This is a genomic window from Acinetobacter lwoffii (genome assembly GCF_022967985.1).
GTDB lineage: Bacteria > Pseudomonadota > Gammaproteobacteria > Pseudomonadales > Moraxellaceae > Acinetobacter.
Genome location: NZ_JALJVC010000003.1, coordinates 138,622 through 153,049 on the forward strand (window position 1 = coordinate 138,622; position 14,428 = coordinate 153,049).

Genomic DNA, 14,428 nt, shown 5'->3' on the forward strand with positions numbered 1-14,428 from the left:
TTAAATTCTGGTCGAAAAGCAACACGGTCACATTGGTCTCTAGGCCAAGGAAGTACGAATTATTTATGAAATTTCAAACTATAGCTTGCGCAGTTGCGATTGCGACAGGTGGATTCTTTTTTACCCATGTAGTGAATGATGCGATTGCGGCCAATAGTAATGAAGTGGTCAGTAAAGCAATTCAGCCATCTCAAGAGCAGGCGCTGGTGTCACGTCAGCTGGCAACCCTGGTTGACCGTCAGCATTATTTAAATATGCGTCTGGATGCCCAGACTTCGCAGCGTATTTTTGATTTCTATATTGATAGTCTTGATCCGGAACACAGTCTGTTTCTGGCCCCAGAAGTTGAAAACTATAAGAAACGCTATGGTGCCAATTTTGGTGCCAATCTGAAAGCCGGCAATTTGTCTGGCCCTTATGAAATGCATGCGCAATATCAACAGCGCTTGCACCAGTTCTACACCTATATGTTGAATGAGCTGAAAAAACCGCAGAATTTGAATCAGCCAAATGTTTATATCGAAACGGATCGTGAGAAAGCGCCATTCTTTAAAACTGAGGCTGAACAGCGTGCGCACTGGTCAAAAATGCTAGTGTCTCAGCTGATCAATCTGACCATCAGTAAAGAAGAGGAATTGGCCAAGCAGAAAGCGCTGAAAGCCAATCCGGAATTGGCCAATGGACAAGACCTGACTGGTCCTGAAGATCTAACGCCTGCGCAAACCTTGACCAAGCGTTATACCCGTCAACTGGAACGTCTCAGCCGCGTCAAAAGTGATGATGTGCTCGACAAGACACTGAACGCGATGATGCTGACTTATGATCCCCACAGTAATTACTTCCCGCCTGTGGATGCGATGGAGCTGAATCGTCAGACCACTTTACAGCTGGAAGGCGTCGGCGTATCGATTCGTCCGGAGCGTGGCAATGAAGATTATACCAAGATTGAAACCATCGTTGAAGGTGGTCCGGCCAGCAAATCCGGTCAAGTTAAATCAGGTGATCGTATCATTGGTGTAGCCCAAGACGGCGAGCAAATGGTCGATGTCATTGGCTGGCCAAGTAATGAAATTGTCGGTCTGATTCGTGGTAAACGTGGCACGAAAGTCACTCTACGCTTGCTCGGTGCGGGTGCTGCCATGGGGCAGGCACGTAATGTGACCATTACCCGTGACGTGATTCAGGAAGAAGATGCCGGTGTGCGTACACGTGTGGTCGACATTCAACGCGATGGCAAGAAATATCAATATGGTGTGATCGAAATTCCATCGTTCTACCTGAACTATCGCGCACGCCGTGCTGGTACCGATTATCGCTCGGTATCTGAAGATACCAACAAGGCCTTGAAAGAGCTGGCAGCGAAGAATGTTGCTGGGATTATTATCGATTTACGGAATAACCCAGGTGGTTCACTGGAAGAAGTGGCACGTATGTTGGGGCAGGTGATCAAGTCTGGCCCAGTGGTGCAGATCCGTGATGGCAATGGTAATGTCAGCGTCTTTGAAGATGATGATGGCGGTGCACAAACTTATGCAGGTCCATTGGCAGTGATGGTGAATCTGGCCTCTGCATCGGCCAGTGAAATTTACTCTGCTGCGATTCAGGATTATGAACGCGGGATTGTGATTGGCAGTACCACCACAGGTAAAGGTACAGCACAAGTACAACTGGATAGTCTGGCGCATGGTCAGGCGACATTGACGCAGCGTAAATTCTACCGTGTGACCGGTGGCAGTACCCAGAATAAAGGGGTCGTTCCAGACATTAAACTGGTCGATATTTATAACGAAGAGTTTGGTGAGCGTAAGGCTAAAAATGCCTTGCAGTGGGATACCATTCCAACGGCACCATTTAAACGTGAAGGGGCTGTACAGAAATACGTCCCTGAATTGGCCAAACTTTCTCAGCAACGGGTCACACTGGATTCTCAGTTCAAGTATTTAGAACAGCGTAAAGCCGTGATGAAGAAAGCCGAAGAAGAGAAACGTCAGGTACTGGACTTGCAACAGCGTAAAGCTGAGTTGATTGCCATGGAGCAAAAAACGCTGGACGCAGAAAACACTCGTCGAGCTGCAACAGGTCTGAAACCTTATCCAAACTGGGAAAGTTATCAGGCTTCACTGGATGCCTTGATTGAAACACGTGCCAAGATGAAGGCCAAAGAACGTCCGGCTCTGCCTGAAGAAGAAGCGTTTGTGATTGAAGCGGCAAATGTGTTACTGGACTATGCCAAATTACAGGCAAAACCCTAAGTTTTAGCCTCATTGATCGTTGATAAAAATAGCCTGTTTCGACAGGCTATTTTTTTATTTTGCAAATCTGCATAAAAATCCAAATAAAATTTTGCTATGAAGTGCCATCTGTCTAAATAAAAAGAAAAAAATTGTGATGGTGATCGAATAAATGAGCTAAAAAAATGAAGCTAAATATTTGCTTAAATTTGAAACACTTCTAATATATAAGTTGTATTTTATTTTTCTGTTGAGTTTTATTTTTGGGGCAATTCTCAACTTCAAAAGAAAGAAATATAAATTCTAAATTTTAGTTAAGACTGATGTTGTTGCAGACCAATTGGCTTGCATGGATAGTCAGTCTTGAGATTTTACTGAGTTCAAATTTGATCGGGTGAAAATGGAAATATCAGTGCAGAGCATAATAAAAATGATCACCGATGGGGAACATTTTTTATGATTGATATTCAGCATGATATTGGTCTGTTCATCGGGTCCATTCTTTCTGCATTGGTTGCTTGCTATCTCATCGCACGGATTAAAAAATTTGCTTCAGGCGCTTTACAGCTAAACTTTAAAACCTTCAATTTAATGCTAACCGCCATGCTATTGGGCCTATTCATATGGTTGATCCATTTTATTGGGCTGACAGCAAGTTTTGTGCTGAATAAATATGAGATGGATTTGGGCCTGATGCTCCTGTCTGTTCTGGTGATATGCACTGCATCTATGTTTATCCTCTGGTTAAGTACCAGAAGTACCAGAAGTACCTGGTCATTTTTCCGGTCAGTTCTCGTATTAGGTGTGATCGCACTCAGCATCTTTGGCATGCACTCTATTAGCATGATGTCATTCAATTTTACTGCCGCCCATATGCAACAGTCACCGGAATTAGTTCAGGCACATGATCAGCTATTTCTGGCCATGATACTGATGAGTGGATTGCTGCTGGTAACGCTGATTTGTATCATCGTGTCCGAACTGCGTGTGGGATTACGCAACCGTCAGCTTGCATGGGCCAATCAACAAATTGAAAATCAGACCATTCAGGACAATCTGACCAAATTACCTAACCGTTTGTATCTGGCTGAATATGCAAATCTGCTGTTTTCAGGTCAGTCCGAACAGCAGCATGAAATTGCTTTATTATATATCGATCTGGATCGTTTTAAAGCAGTCAATGATGTGTTTGGCCATCTGGTCGGTGATCAGTTGCTGATTCAATTGACCACGCGGATTCATCTGTTATTAGGCCATCATTCCAAGCTGCTCAGAATTGGTGGGGATGAATTTCTGCTGGTACTGGAAAACACATCTGTCGCCAAAGCTGCAAAAATGTCAGAACAGATTCTTGAACTGATTCAGGAAAGTTTCCTGATTGAAGGCAAGAGTATTCATATCTCGGGCAGTATTGGCATTGCCATGTATCCGGAACACGGCAAGAATTTACAGGATCTGCTGGTCAATGCTGATGCCGCCATGCTGAGTTCCAAGTATCAGGGGCGCAATACCTATTCAGTCTTTAATTATTCTACCGACCAGGATGAAAGCAAGAGCCAGAGTACCCTGATTAATGACCTATATAAAGCCGTGGAAGAGCAGCAGTTTGTGCTGTTTTATCAGCCCAAGTTTCGGACCAAAGACCGTAGCTTGTGTGGGGTAGAGGCATTAATTCGCTGGAACCATCCCCAGTTTGGTTTGCTCGGCCCGAATCTGTTTATCAATGCGGCTGAAAAAACCGGACTGATTATTCAAATGGGCTATTGTGCATTGGAGCTGGCCTGTCAGCAGATTCAAAAATGGCAACAGACACATACTGAATTTTTCCCTATCGCGGTCAATTTGTCTGCAGTACAATTTGAGCATAAGCATTTGTTTAGTACTTTAGAAAAGTTATTTGCACAATATAAAATCAGTCCTCAGCATTTAATGATCGAGATTACTGAATCGACTGCCATGCATCATATTGATGTGAGTATGCGCAGCTTTAAGCGCTTAAGACAAATGGGCATCCGTCTAGCCATTGATGATTTTGGTACAGGGCATTCCAGTTTTCTCTATTTAAAGAATTTCGCCGTAGATGAGTTAAAAATTGACCGGGAATTTATCAAAAATCTGGCAGTCGGCTCCAAAGAGGAAATGATTCTGGAAAGCATTATTCAGCTGGCCATAAAACTGGGCTTGGTGGTGACCGCCGAAGGTGTTGAAACAGAAGCGCAAGCAGAAATTTTAACCCGGCTCGGTTGTGAACAGTTACAAGGCTTTTTGCTGGGCTTGCCGGTAGATGAACAACGACTAGAAAACTTACAATTCCGTTAATAGCGCTCTAATTCATTGAGCGTCAGGATAGACAACATGGCTAACGGAACTCCACCCTGAAACTCTGCTACAATATCGCCAATTTTTTTCATATTGATCGAATTTGATCTCGAATGCTGTGCATTGAGCAGTAGGTGTATTTCATGAGCTTTAAGCAAGAACTGGCGGCACAAGTCGCCCAGCGACGTACGTTCGCTATTATTTCCCACCCCGATGCCGGTAAAACCACCATGACAGAAAAATTGCTGTTATGGGGTCAGGCTATTCAGGTGGCCGGGATGGTAAAAAGCCGTAAATCTGACCGGGCCGCAACATCGGACTGGATGGAAATGGAAAAAGAGCGTGGTATCTCGATTACCACCTCGGTGATGCAATTTCCTTTTAAAGACAAGATGATCAATCTTCTGGACACCCCGGGACATGAAGACTTCTCGGAAGATACCTATCGTACCCTAACCGCAGTAGACTCTGCGCTGATGGTGATTGACGGGGCAAAAGGTGTCGAAGACCGTACCATTAAACTGATGGAAGTGTGTCGAATGCGCGATACACCGATCATTTCATTCGTCAACAAAATGGACCGTGAAATTCGTGAACCGCTTGAGCTGCTGGATGAAATCGAAAACGTTCTGAAAATTAAATGTGTTCCGATCACCTGGCCGCTCGGTACTGGCCGTGATTTTGCCGGTGTATTCAATTTAATCGAAGAAAAATTCTACGTGTATAAAGCCGGTTTCGGTTCAGTGATTACTGAGATCGAAGTGCGAGATGGTTATGACTATCCTGATCTTCGTGAGAAAGTCGGTGAGCTGGCTTGGGCGGCATTTGAAGAATCGCTGGAACTGGTACAAATGGCCAATGAGCCTTTAGATCGTGAAGAATTCTTGGCCGGTCGTCAAACGCCTGTTCTATTCGGTACAGCCTTGGGTAACTTTGGTGTCGACCATGTTCTGGATGCTTTCAGTCAATATGCGCCATCTCCTAAAGCCCATCCGACCCAAGATCGTGTTGTGGAAGCGGATGAAGAAGGCTTTACCGGTTTCGTCTTCAAGATTCAGGCCAATATGGATCCGAAGCACCGTGACCGTATTGCTTTCATGCGGATCTGTTCAGGCAAGTATGAAAAAGGCTTGAAGATGAAGCATGTGCGTCTGGACAAAGATGTGCGCATCAGCGATGCCTTAACTTTCCTGGCTGGCGATCGTCAGCATCTGGAAGAAGCTTGGCCGGGTGATATTATTGGTCTGCATAACCATGGCACCATTCAGATCGGTGATACATTTACCTCGGGTGAGAAACTTCAGTTTACCGGTATTCCGCACTTTGCGCCTGAAATGTTCCGCCGTGTCCGCTTGAAGGATCCATTAAAATCCAAGCAGCTGCAAAAAGGTCTGAAAGAGCTTTCTGAAGAAGGGGCAACCCAGGTATTCATGCCACAGAATAACAACGACCTGATCGTGGGTGCGGTGGGTGTGCTACAGTTTGAAGTGGTGGCTTACCGTCTGAAAGAAGAATACAAAGTTGATTGTGTTTACGAACCGGTCAGCATCAACACAGTACGTTGGGTGTCTTGCGATGATGAGAAGAAATTCAACGAATTCAAGAAAAAAGCTCATGACCAGTTGTCTGTCGATGGTGGTGGTCATTTGACATATCTCGCACCAAGCCGCGTGAATTTGCAGCTGATGCAAGAACGTTATCCGGACATCGTGTTCCACAATACGCGTGAACACTAAACTTTAACGTTCCGCAGCTAAAGTTTAAAAATATCAAACAGCTTCTCCGGAAGCTGTTTTATTTTATGCTACATTTAAGCAATTAATAACTCGATAGATATAGCAAAGAGAATGAAGCTCAGCAAGGAAGTCGTCCTCGGTTCTGTGATTGGTTTAAGTCTTGTCCTGAGTGGCTGTGATCAAAGCGAAAAAGAGCCTGTTAATACTCCGGAAAATGAGCAAATCACCGCAGCTCAGCAGACCGCAGATGTTTTGCCTTATCTGAATATTCAAGAGCAGCCGGCCAAGATTGCCTTGCCATTTTGTGAAAATAAAAACTGTATCAATCTGGATATTCAGACCTTGCATACGGTTGATCCATGGATGAACCAATGGATTGAAAAGCAGCAGGCCAAAGTGATTCAGGATCAAATCGGCTTGAAACAGGACATGAATTTACAGCAGGCGATCAATGCCTATGTAAAAAAATCGGATGCGTGGCAGGCGCAGCTCAATCTGAACAAGGCTTATGAGTTATCGCTATATACCCGTATTCCTTACCAACGCAATCAATATGTGTTGATGCAGATTGGGGTCGATACCAAACAGGAAAATGTCAGCGTGCATGAGCGCTATTATTTTTTTGTGGCTGATCGTCGCCAGCAGAAAATGCTAACCCCACTGGATATTGTCGATCCTAAGCAACAGTTAGTAATGGATCAGATTATTCAGCAAGCCTATGATACATGGCTCAAAGAAAACGATCAGCAAGTTCAGCAGAAAGCGCCGAAAAAACTGTATTGGGGACAGGCTGACTGGTTCTTTGATCAGGAAGGCATTGGGCTGCATTTTCGCAGCCATGAAATTAGCAAAGATGCCAAACAACTGGATATTTATTTAACAAAACAACAAACACAACAGGTCTTGAAAGCTGATATCTATCAGCATATGTTTTAAAGCTCATGATCCTGCAAGCGTACAGGTTCCAAAAAGGTGAATGAATGCCAAAATACAAGAATATCTTTTGTCTATCCATCCTGGCATCAGCGATCTTGCTGAGTGCCTGTCAGCCGAAGAGTAATGAGCCGGAAGAATCAAGTGCTTCCGAGGTACTACAAGCCGAAGCTGAAGCACTTAAACTCAGTGGCGATACCGAAAAGCTCAAGCTGGCGATTCCAGAATGTGAAGACAAAAGCTGTCCGGAAATTTCGATCGAACGTCTGAACAGTAATCAGAGCTTTATTGATGAATGGATCGACCAGCAGATTCTGCAACAGTTGAAAAATATCCTGTCTCTTGATGCGATTGAACCGGCAAAAGTGAGCGCTGCCAGCGAAGCAGACGTTGCCGCCTCTGAACCCAAAGCTGCTTTAGCAACAGTGGTGACACCAAAACAGCAGCTTGAGCAGCAAACTCAACCTTATATGCAAACTTTCTTGAATCTGGATAAAGAGCTCAAGGCCCTGAGTGCCAGTCATAGTATTAGCCTGATGATTAAGCCCAAGATTTTGAATTCAGGAGATCCTTTGGCGACCGTGGTTCTGAACAGCAGTTATTATCTGGGAGGAGCACACGGCGCATCTGCACAGACTTATTATAATTTTGATCTGGAGCAGAAAAAACTGGTCAAGCTGGATGACATTATTGCGGCCAAACAGAAAGCCCAACTGGAAGCGCGTGCTTATGATGCGTTTAAAAACTGGGTGGTAGAATCCAATCTGGCCAAAGATGTGGCGGAATATGAACAAGCCTGGAAGTTCAAGCTTACTGATAATTTTTATCTGGCCCAGCAAGGTCTGGTCTTGCAATATGCCGAATATGAAATTGGGCCATATGTAGTTGGCTTGCCACGTTTAATGATTCCTTATGAACAGCTACAAGGTGTGCTGAAACCTGAATATTTGCCTCAAACTGAAAAAGCTGCCTCTGAGGCACAGCCAGCGCCTGCTGAAAAAACTAAATGACCTTAAAACTGTTTGATACGCATACCCATTTTGATGTTCCCGATTTTGATCCTGATCGGGAACAGTTGGCGTATGCGGCAAAAGCGGCAGGTGTCGAGCATCTGGTTTTAATTGGTTTTTTGCAAAACCGTTTTGCTGATCTGTTAGGAACTCACGACTTTATCAATGACCTGGGAAATGCACCGCAAAGTCATTTAGCCCCGGGCTTGCATCCATTTTATATTGAACAGCATCAGACTGATCATTTACAGGAGCTGGAACAGCTGCTTAAAAATGAGCATTGTATTGCCATTGGCGAAATCGGTCTGGATACCTTTTTAAAACAGCACAAACAGGCTGAAATTTTTCAGAAACAAAAAGATTTTTTTACTGCACAGCTTGAATTGGCACAACAATTCAATAAGCCAGTTTTGCTGCATATCCGCAAATCACATGCGGAGGTTTTGCAGATTTTAAAACAGCACCGATTTAAACAGGGCGGCATTGCGCATGCCTTTGGTGGTGGAATTGAGGAAGCCAAAGCTTTTATCAAGCTGGGATTCAAACTGGGTATCACCGGGCAAATCACCAATCCAAATGCCAAAAAATTGCATCAAGTGGCGCAGTATGTGGGGCCAGAACATCTGGTATTGGAAACTGACTGTCCGGATATGACGCCACTCTGTTGTCAAAGCTCGACCAAGCAACGTACCCGAAATACACCTGCAAATTTAACTTATGTGCTGCAAGGACTGGCAAAGAGTCTACATATGCACAAAGAGGAACTGGCTGAACAGCTCTGGCAAAATACTCATCAGGCCCTACATTTGATCATTTAAGTTAATACTCTTAACTCAGTCTTAAATTCCCAGTTCATCATAAATCGAAAAAAAGGTGCATTATGCAATTTCTAAAATGCTCCAGACTTGGCATCATGCCATATACATTTTTTTAGGTGAGATTCACATGGCACAAGGACTTTTGGCGGGTAAGCGCTTCTTGATCGCGGGCATTGCGAGTAAATTATCGATTGCTTTTGGTATTGCTCAAGCATTGCATCGTGAAGGTGCTGAATTGGCTTTTACTTATCCAAATGAAAAGCTGAAAAAGCGGGTAGATGACTTTGCTGAACAGTTTGGTTCGAAACTGGTTTTTCCTTGTGATGTGGCAGTCGATGCTGAAATTGACCATGCATTTGCCGAACTGGCTAAACACTGGGATGGTCTGGACGGCGTAGTGCATTCTATCGGTTTTGCACCGGCACATACGCTAGATGGTGACTTCACCGAGATCACGGATCGTGAAGGCTTTAATATTGCACATGACATCAGTGCTTATAGCTTTATTGCAATGGCACGTGCGGCAAAACCTTTGCTGCAAGTCCGTCAAGGCTGTTTGCTGACATTGACCTATCAAGGTTCTGAGCGTGTAATGCCAAACTATAACGTGATGGGTATGGCCAAAGCCTCTTTAGAAGCAGGCGTACGTTATTTGGCGTCTAGCTTGGGTCAGGAAGGTATTCGTGTGAATGCGATCTCTGCGGGTCCGATCCGTACCTTGGCAGCTTCAGGTATTAAATCATTCCGTAAAATGCTTGACCTGAATGAGAAAGTTGCTCCACTGAAACGTAATGTGACAATTGAAGATGTCGGTAATGCCGCATTATTCCTGTGCTCGCCATGGGCTAACGGAATCACTGGTGAAATCCTGTATGTTGATGCCGGCTTTAACACTGTTGGTATGAGCGCTGATTTAATGGCGGATTCGGAATAAATCCTATAAGTTCTCTCTGCCTCAGGTAGAGAGTTAGAGAGAGGGAAATGACTTCTTCCTCTGAGTGAGGAAATGATTAAAATCCCCCTCATTCCCCCTTTGATAAAGGGGGAGGCCACTCAAGGCAATAAAAAAGACCGCATAAGCGGTCTTTTTTAGATTTGAAGGATAGCGATTAAGCTTGACCATCCACAGCGGCGGTTTGCGCACGTTGCATATTGGCTTCAAATTCAGCATCGAAGTTGATTGGTGTAAGTAGCAACTGTGGGAAGCTACCTTTAGTTACCATATCATTCACTGCTTCACGTAGGAACGGGAACAGGATGTTCGGGCAGTATGCACCCAGGATATATGGCAGACGCTCTTCTTCAACGCCATCTACCAGGAAAATACCGGCTTGAGTTACATCAACGATAAACGCGGTATCACCTTCGTTGGTCGCTTGAACCACGACTTTTAAAGCTACTTCAAAATGAGTTTCATCAATTTTTTCTGCAGAAGAAGAAAGGTTGATGTTTAACTCAGGTTGCCATTGCTTGGTAAAAACTTGCGCCCCAGGAACTTCAAAAGAAATATCTTTGGTATAAATACGCTCTAATGCCAATTGTGGTTGAGCTTGTTGTTCTTCACTCATTTTTTGATCCTTAATATGAAGTGATAATTTTAATAAAAGTTAAGCCAGCAATTCATCAAGCTTGCCTTCACGCTCTAAAGCATAAAGTTGGTCAAAACCACCAATGAACTGATCATTGATAAAAATTTGTGGCACGGTACGGTGATTAGTACGCTGCATCAATTCAAGACGGACTTCTGGTGCTTCTTGAGACAAGTTAATCTCTTTATATGCCACACCTTTACGTTCCAGTAGCTGTTTTGCACGCACGCAATAAGGACACACTGTCGTCGAATAAATAGTAACTTCAGCCATGATCAATCTCCTGTTCGTGGATTATTTGCTTTTCACCAAAGGTAAACCTTGAGCTTTCCAGTTGCTGACGCCGCCATCAAGACGGTAGGCATCGGCATGACCGACCTGCTGTAACGCAGTACCAGCCACCTGTCCAAGGTTACAAATGAACACCAAAGGGCGATCAGATGCTTTTAGCTCTTCAACATGTTTTGTAATCTGGCTATATGGAATATTACGGCTGCCGCTGATATGACCTTCACGGAAGTCTTTGGCATCGCGTAAATCAATCAGCATAGCATTTTTTGCTTTGACTAAAATTCCCAGCGATTGCGGAGAAATTTTACGACCGTTACGTTGACCTTCGATAATGAAGAACAAAACCACTAATACCGCGAGTGTTCCAAATAAGAAGGGGTGATTCCCCATAAACTCGAACCAACGTTCCACAATTCACCTAATTACAATTTTAAAATTGCCAAGAGTATAGCTCATAAATATGGTGATCAAAATCACCGCTTCAAGGGCCAAGGGTTAAGAAAATTAATTTTTTTGCTGTGCTTCAGTGATTTCGTCGATTAAACGTAAATAGCTGTCCAGTCGGCGCGGTAAAATTTCACCTGCTGCGGCGGCCTGGCGTAAAGCACATTGTTTTTCATGCTTATGGGTACAGTTACGGAACTGACAATGTCCGAGCAGATTTTCAATTTCAGGAAAGCCGCTTTGTACCTTATCTAAAGTCAGATGCCACAGGCCAAATTCACGAATTCCCGGAGAGTCAATCAGGGCCGCGCCTTCCCCAAAACCGATCAAACGCGTTGAGGTCGTGGTGTGCTGACCCAGCGCCGAGTTTTCCGAAATAATATTGGTTTTCTGTGCCGCATCCGGCACGATCGCATTAATCAGCGTACTTTTCCCGACACCGGACTGACCGACAAAGGCCACGGTTTCATTTTCCAGACGGTTAGATAAAGCGCTTAGGTCGCCATCGGATTGGGTCTGCATTACTTCATAACCGAGGTTTTGATATTCTTGTAGCAGAGTCAGAATCGGATCGTTTTCTTTTAACAAATCGGCTTTATTCATTACCAGAAGCGCAGGAATATCAGCATCAGCACAGGCCACCAGATAACGGTCGATCAGGCCCGGCGCTGGCTCAGGCAATGGTGCAAACACGATCACAATCAGTGAAATGTTGGCCGCTACCGGTTTAACCTTGTGATAGCGGTCGGGGCGTGTCAATAAGGATTTTCGGGGATGAATCGCGGTGATAATTCCTAAACCGGTATTCGGATCGGCTTGCCATTTGACCCGGTCACCCGTGACCAATAAATCCAGATTGGTTCGAGTATGACAGCGCCAGACGCTGTCCAGTTCAATCTCTTTCCAGAAAGGTTCAGGCTCACCATCGGCGACCACAGGTTTTTCAGGGTGAATGTCAGGGCGAGACAAAGCTTGCACTTCAAGTTGGCGGCCATAATGTTGCACCACTAAACCTTCAAGATCACTGGAGGTATCGAGATCTTCTTGACGTGTTTTCTGTTGTTTCTGAATGCGGCGCTGTTGTTGCTCTGTCAGACGACGCTTACGTATTAAGGCCATTCATATCCTAAAAAAACCGGGTAAATCAGATGGCAAAAATAGCATGAAGCAGCCCCCGAATGACACCCAAGATGTAATTAATTTGCTACTATAGTTGTTTTTAAACCCAATAAGATTGCACATTTATGAGCAGCACCGCTGATACCCGCCTGATTTGGATTGACCTTGAAATGACAGGTCTAGACACAGACAATGATCAAATTATTGAAATTGCAACAATTGTAACCGATGACAATTTGAATATTTTGGCAGAAGGTCCTGTGCTTGCGGTACATCAGCCTGCACGTCTGTTAAATGCCATGGATGAGTGGAACACTCGCCAGCATGGCCAGTCTGGTCTGATTGAACGTGTACGTCGCAGTAAACTGACCGCTCAGGATGCCGAACAGCAAACTATTGAATTCCTGAAAAAATGGGTCAATCCAAAATCTTCACCGATGTGTGGTAACTCGATCTGTCAGGATCGCCGTTTCTTGCACCGCCTGATGCCTGAACTGGAGCAGTATTTCCATTACCGTAATCTGGATGTATCTTCAGTGAAAGAACTGGCCAAACGCTGGCGCCCGGAAATCATGAGCGGTCTCAAGAAAAATGCCTCGCATCTGGCGATGGATGACATTCGTGATTCGATTGCGGAATTGAAATACTATCGTGAATATTTTTTCATCATGAATAAAGATTAATTCCGATAGATGAAAAAGAGGCGAAAGCCTCTTTTTTTATTTTACTGAACTGGATTTTTTCTAGTGTAAAACTGCTCCATGCTTTCAAAGCCTACCCACAAGAGTAATAACACAATCAGATGATTCTGTGTTTCATAACGATCGAAAATAACTAAGCCAAATAATCCTAAAGTCATTAAACGAATGAGAATGCTGAGATAATAATTTTTGTTCTTTTGGCTGATCAGAACATAAAAATAAAGCCCGATACAAACAATGTTCAAACCCAAAAGGGTGTTAAATAGCATGACATTCCACTCCTTTTGGCCAAATGACATAGAATTAATTTGTTGATATTTTAATCAATCGCGAGTCGGTTGTCGCTCTCATCCAATCTGAATGTCATTTAAATCGATCAAAAATTTAGTGGCGGTAAAGAAAAGCGGATTTTGCTAAAATGATCCGGTATTTTTATTGCTATAGATGACCTATGACTGACCTGCTTCAAGATGATGAATATGACCGCCGTTTTGCTGGTGTTGCCAAAATTTATGGAGAAGACAGCTTTAACCATTATGAAAAAAGTCATGTGATGGTGATTGGTATCGGTGGTGTCGGTTCATGGGCGGTAGAAGCACTGGCACGTAGCGGTGTGGGCGAGCTGACCTTGGTCGATATGGATGTGGTGGCCGCGTCTAATATTAATCGTCAGTTACCTGCCATGAGTACCACCTTGGGTCATGAAAAAATTGAAGTCATGGCCGAGCGTTGCCGCGCAATTAATCCACGCATTAAAATTAATCTGATTGATGATTACCTGACGCCTGAAAATATCAAAGAAACTTTAGCAGGTGATCCAGATTTAATCCTCGACTGTATTGACGATGTCAAAGCCAAATTTGCTCTGATGCTACATTGTCGCTTTAACAAGATTCCTTTAATTGTATCGGGCGGGGCAGGGGGTAAACTGGACCCGCTGAAAATTCGGGTCGCCGATTTATCTAAAACCGAACAGGATCCGATGCTGGCCAAATTACGTGCCCAGTTACGCAGCAAAGGCATCTGCAAAAAGCCCAAAGAAAAATTCGGCATTACTTGTGTCTATTCCATCGATAATCCATTCTCCAGTGCCGATGTCTGCGCCAGTGCCGGCTTGCGCTGTGGTGGTTATGGCTCTGCCGTGGTGGTAACTTCAAGCTTTGCCATGGTCGCTGTAGCAGAAGGCTTGAAAAAACTCGATAATAAAAGAGCAAAAGCCTGATTTAAAAAATAAAAA

14 protein-coding genes are annotated in these 14,428 nt (G+C 44.1%); 9 read left to right on the forward strand and 5 right to left on the reverse strand.

Annotation, left to right across the window (positions count from 1 at the left end):
• Positions 1–65 precede the first annotated feature (65 nt).
• The 7 genes from MWG72_RS03560 (at position 66) to MWG72_RS03590 (ending at position 9,981) form a co-directional block, all read left to right on the forward strand.
• Entirely contained in the window at positions 66–2,252 is a 2,187-nt protein-coding gene (locus tag MWG72_RS03560; protein ID WP_004729560.1) for a carboxy terminal-processing peptidase, read from the forward strand.
• Positions 2,253–2,687: 435 nt separating this feature from the next.
• Complete coding sequence (locus MWG72_RS03565; RefSeq protein ID WP_247143243.1) at positions 2,688–4,550, forward strand: putative bifunctional diguanylate cyclase/phosphodiesterase; 1,863 nt, start codon at positions 2,688–2,690, stop codon at positions 4,548–4,550.
• 143 nt (positions 4,551–4,693) lie between these two features.
• Complete coding sequence (locus MWG72_RS03570; protein ID WP_004647433.1) at positions 4,694–6,286, forward strand: peptide chain release factor 3; 1,593 nt, start codon at positions 4,694–4,696, stop codon at positions 6,284–6,286.
• A gap of 111 nt (positions 6,287–6,397) precedes the next feature.
• Positions 6,398–7,222 (forward strand): hypothetical protein, encoded by an 825-nt coding sequence (locus MWG72_RS03575; protein WP_138743101.1) that lies wholly within the window; start codon positions 6,398–6,400, stop codon positions 7,220–7,222.
• A 44-nt stretch (positions 7,223–7,266) separates the two neighbouring features.
• Positions 7,267–8,229, forward strand: a complete 963-nt coding sequence (locus MWG72_RS03580; protein ID WP_086044113.1) for an RsiV family protein — start codon at positions 7,267–7,269, stop codon at positions 8,227–8,229.
• A complete protein-coding gene (locus tag MWG72_RS03585) occupies positions 8,226–9,047 on the forward strand; it encodes a TatD family hydrolase (RefSeq protein WP_247143244.1) in 822 nt (273 codons plus the stop codon). The genes MWG72_RS03580 and MWG72_RS03585 overlap by 4 nt, the downstream gene beginning before the upstream one ends.
• 127 nt (positions 9,048–9,174) lie before the next feature.
• Positions 9,175–9,981, forward strand: a complete 807-nt coding sequence (locus MWG72_RS03590; RefSeq protein ID WP_005107902.1) for an enoyl-ACP reductase FabI — start codon at positions 9,175–9,177, stop codon at positions 9,979–9,981.
• Positions 9,982–10,156: 175 nt separating this feature from the next.
• Here the strand turns inward: MWG72_RS03590 and secB are convergent, their stop codons facing one another.
• The 4 genes from secB to rsgA all read right to left on the reverse strand — a co-directional run bounded on the left by secB (position 10,157) and on the right by rsgA (position 12,490).
• Positions 10,157–10,615, reverse strand: a complete 459-nt coding sequence (secB, locus tag MWG72_RS03595) for a protein-export chaperone SecB (RefSeq protein WP_004278389.1) — start codon at positions 10,613–10,615, stop codon at positions 10,157–10,159.
• Positions 10,616–10,654: 39 nt separating this feature from the next.
• A complete protein-coding gene (gene grxC, locus MWG72_RS03600; protein ID WP_004278388.1) occupies positions 10,655–10,909 on the reverse strand; it encodes a glutaredoxin 3 in 255 nt (84 codons plus the stop codon).
• Between the two features lie 21 nt (positions 10,910–10,930).
• On the reverse strand, positions 10,931–11,338 hold the full coding sequence (locus MWG72_RS03605; RefSeq protein ID WP_004278386.1) for a rhodanese-like domain-containing protein: 408 nt from the start codon (positions 11,336–11,338) through the stop codon (positions 10,931–10,933).
• 93 nt (positions 11,339–11,431) lie between these two features.
• Positions 11,432–12,490, reverse strand: coding sequence for a ribosome small subunit-dependent GTPase A (rsgA, locus tag MWG72_RS03610; RefSeq protein WP_114542008.1), 1,059 nt, complete (start codon positions 12,488–12,490; stop codon positions 11,432–11,434).
• A 125-nt stretch (positions 12,491–12,615) separates the two neighbouring features.
• Here rsgA and orn point away from each other — a divergent pair, with 125 nt between their 5' ends.
• The gene (gene orn / locus MWG72_RS03615) at positions 12,616–13,173 is read left to right on the forward strand and encodes an oligoribonuclease (protein ID WP_005107901.1); all 558 of its coding nucleotides are present in this window, start codon (positions 12,616–12,618) and stop codon (positions 13,171–13,173) included.
• Between the two features lie 41 nt (positions 13,174–13,214).
• Here orn and MWG72_RS03620 read toward each other — a convergent pair whose 3' ends face one another.
• The gene (locus MWG72_RS03620; protein WP_005107898.1) at positions 13,215–13,460 is read right to left on the reverse strand and encodes a hypothetical protein; all 246 of its coding nucleotides are present in this window, start codon (positions 13,458–13,460) and stop codon (positions 13,215–13,217) included.
• A gap of 182 nt (positions 13,461–13,642) precedes the next feature.
• Here MWG72_RS03620 and MWG72_RS03625 point away from each other — a divergent pair, with 182 nt between their 5' ends.
• On the forward strand, positions 13,643–14,413 hold the full coding sequence (locus MWG72_RS03625) for a tRNA threonylcarbamoyladenosine dehydratase (protein WP_114542006.1): 771 nt from the start codon (positions 13,643–13,645) through the stop codon (positions 14,411–14,413).
• Positions 14,414–14,428: the final 15 nt, after the last annotated feature.

Excerpts from the sequence above, each read along its gene's own strand:
- rsgA (WP_114542008.1), bottom strand. The coding sequence starts at position 12,490 with ATGGCCTTAATACGTAAGCGTCGTCTGACAGAGCAACAACAGCGCCGC.
- MWG72_RS03575 (WP_138743101.1), top strand. The coding sequence starts at position 6,398 with ATGAAGCTCAGCAAGGAAGTCGTCCTCGGTTCTGTGATTGGTTTAAGT.
- MWG72_RS03565 (WP_247143243.1), top strand. The coding sequence starts at position 2,688 with ATGATTGATATTCAGCATGATATTGGTCTGTTCATCGGGTCCATTCTT.
- orn (WP_005107901.1), top strand. The coding sequence starts at position 12,616 with ATGAGCAGCACCGCTGATACCCGCCTGATTTGGATTGACCTTGAAATG.
- MWG72_RS03560 (WP_004729560.1), top strand. The coding sequence starts at position 66 with ATGAAATTTCAAACTATAGCTTGCGCAGTTGCGATTGCGACAGGTGGA.
- secB (WP_004278389.1), bottom strand. The coding sequence starts at position 10,615 with ATGAGTGAAGAACAACAAGCTCAACCACAATTGGCATTAGAGCGTATT.
- MWG72_RS03625 (WP_114542006.1), top strand. The coding sequence starts at position 13,643 with ATGACTGACCTGCTTCAAGATGATGAATATGACCGCCGTTTTGCTGGT.
- MWG72_RS03570 (WP_004647433.1), top strand. The coding sequence starts at position 4,694 with ATGAGCTTTAAGCAAGAACTGGCGGCACAAGTCGCCCAGCGACGTACG.
- MWG72_RS03620 (WP_005107898.1), bottom strand. The coding sequence starts at position 13,460 with ATGCTATTTAACACCCTTTTGGGTTTGAACATTGTTTGTATCGGGCTT.
- MWG72_RS03590 (WP_005107902.1), top strand. The coding sequence starts at position 9,175 with ATGGCACAAGGACTTTTGGCGGGTAAGCGCTTCTTGATCGCGGGCATT.
- MWG72_RS03580 (WP_086044113.1), top strand. The coding sequence starts at position 7,267 with ATGCCAAAATACAAGAATATCTTTTGTCTATCCATCCTGGCATCAGCG.
- MWG72_RS03585 (WP_247143244.1), top strand. The coding sequence starts at position 8,226 with ATGACCTTAAAACTGTTTGATACGCATACCCATTTTGATGTTCCCGAT.
- grxC (WP_004278388.1), bottom strand. The coding sequence starts at position 10,909 with ATGGCTGAAGTTACTATTTATTCGACGACAGTGTGTCCTTATTGCGTG.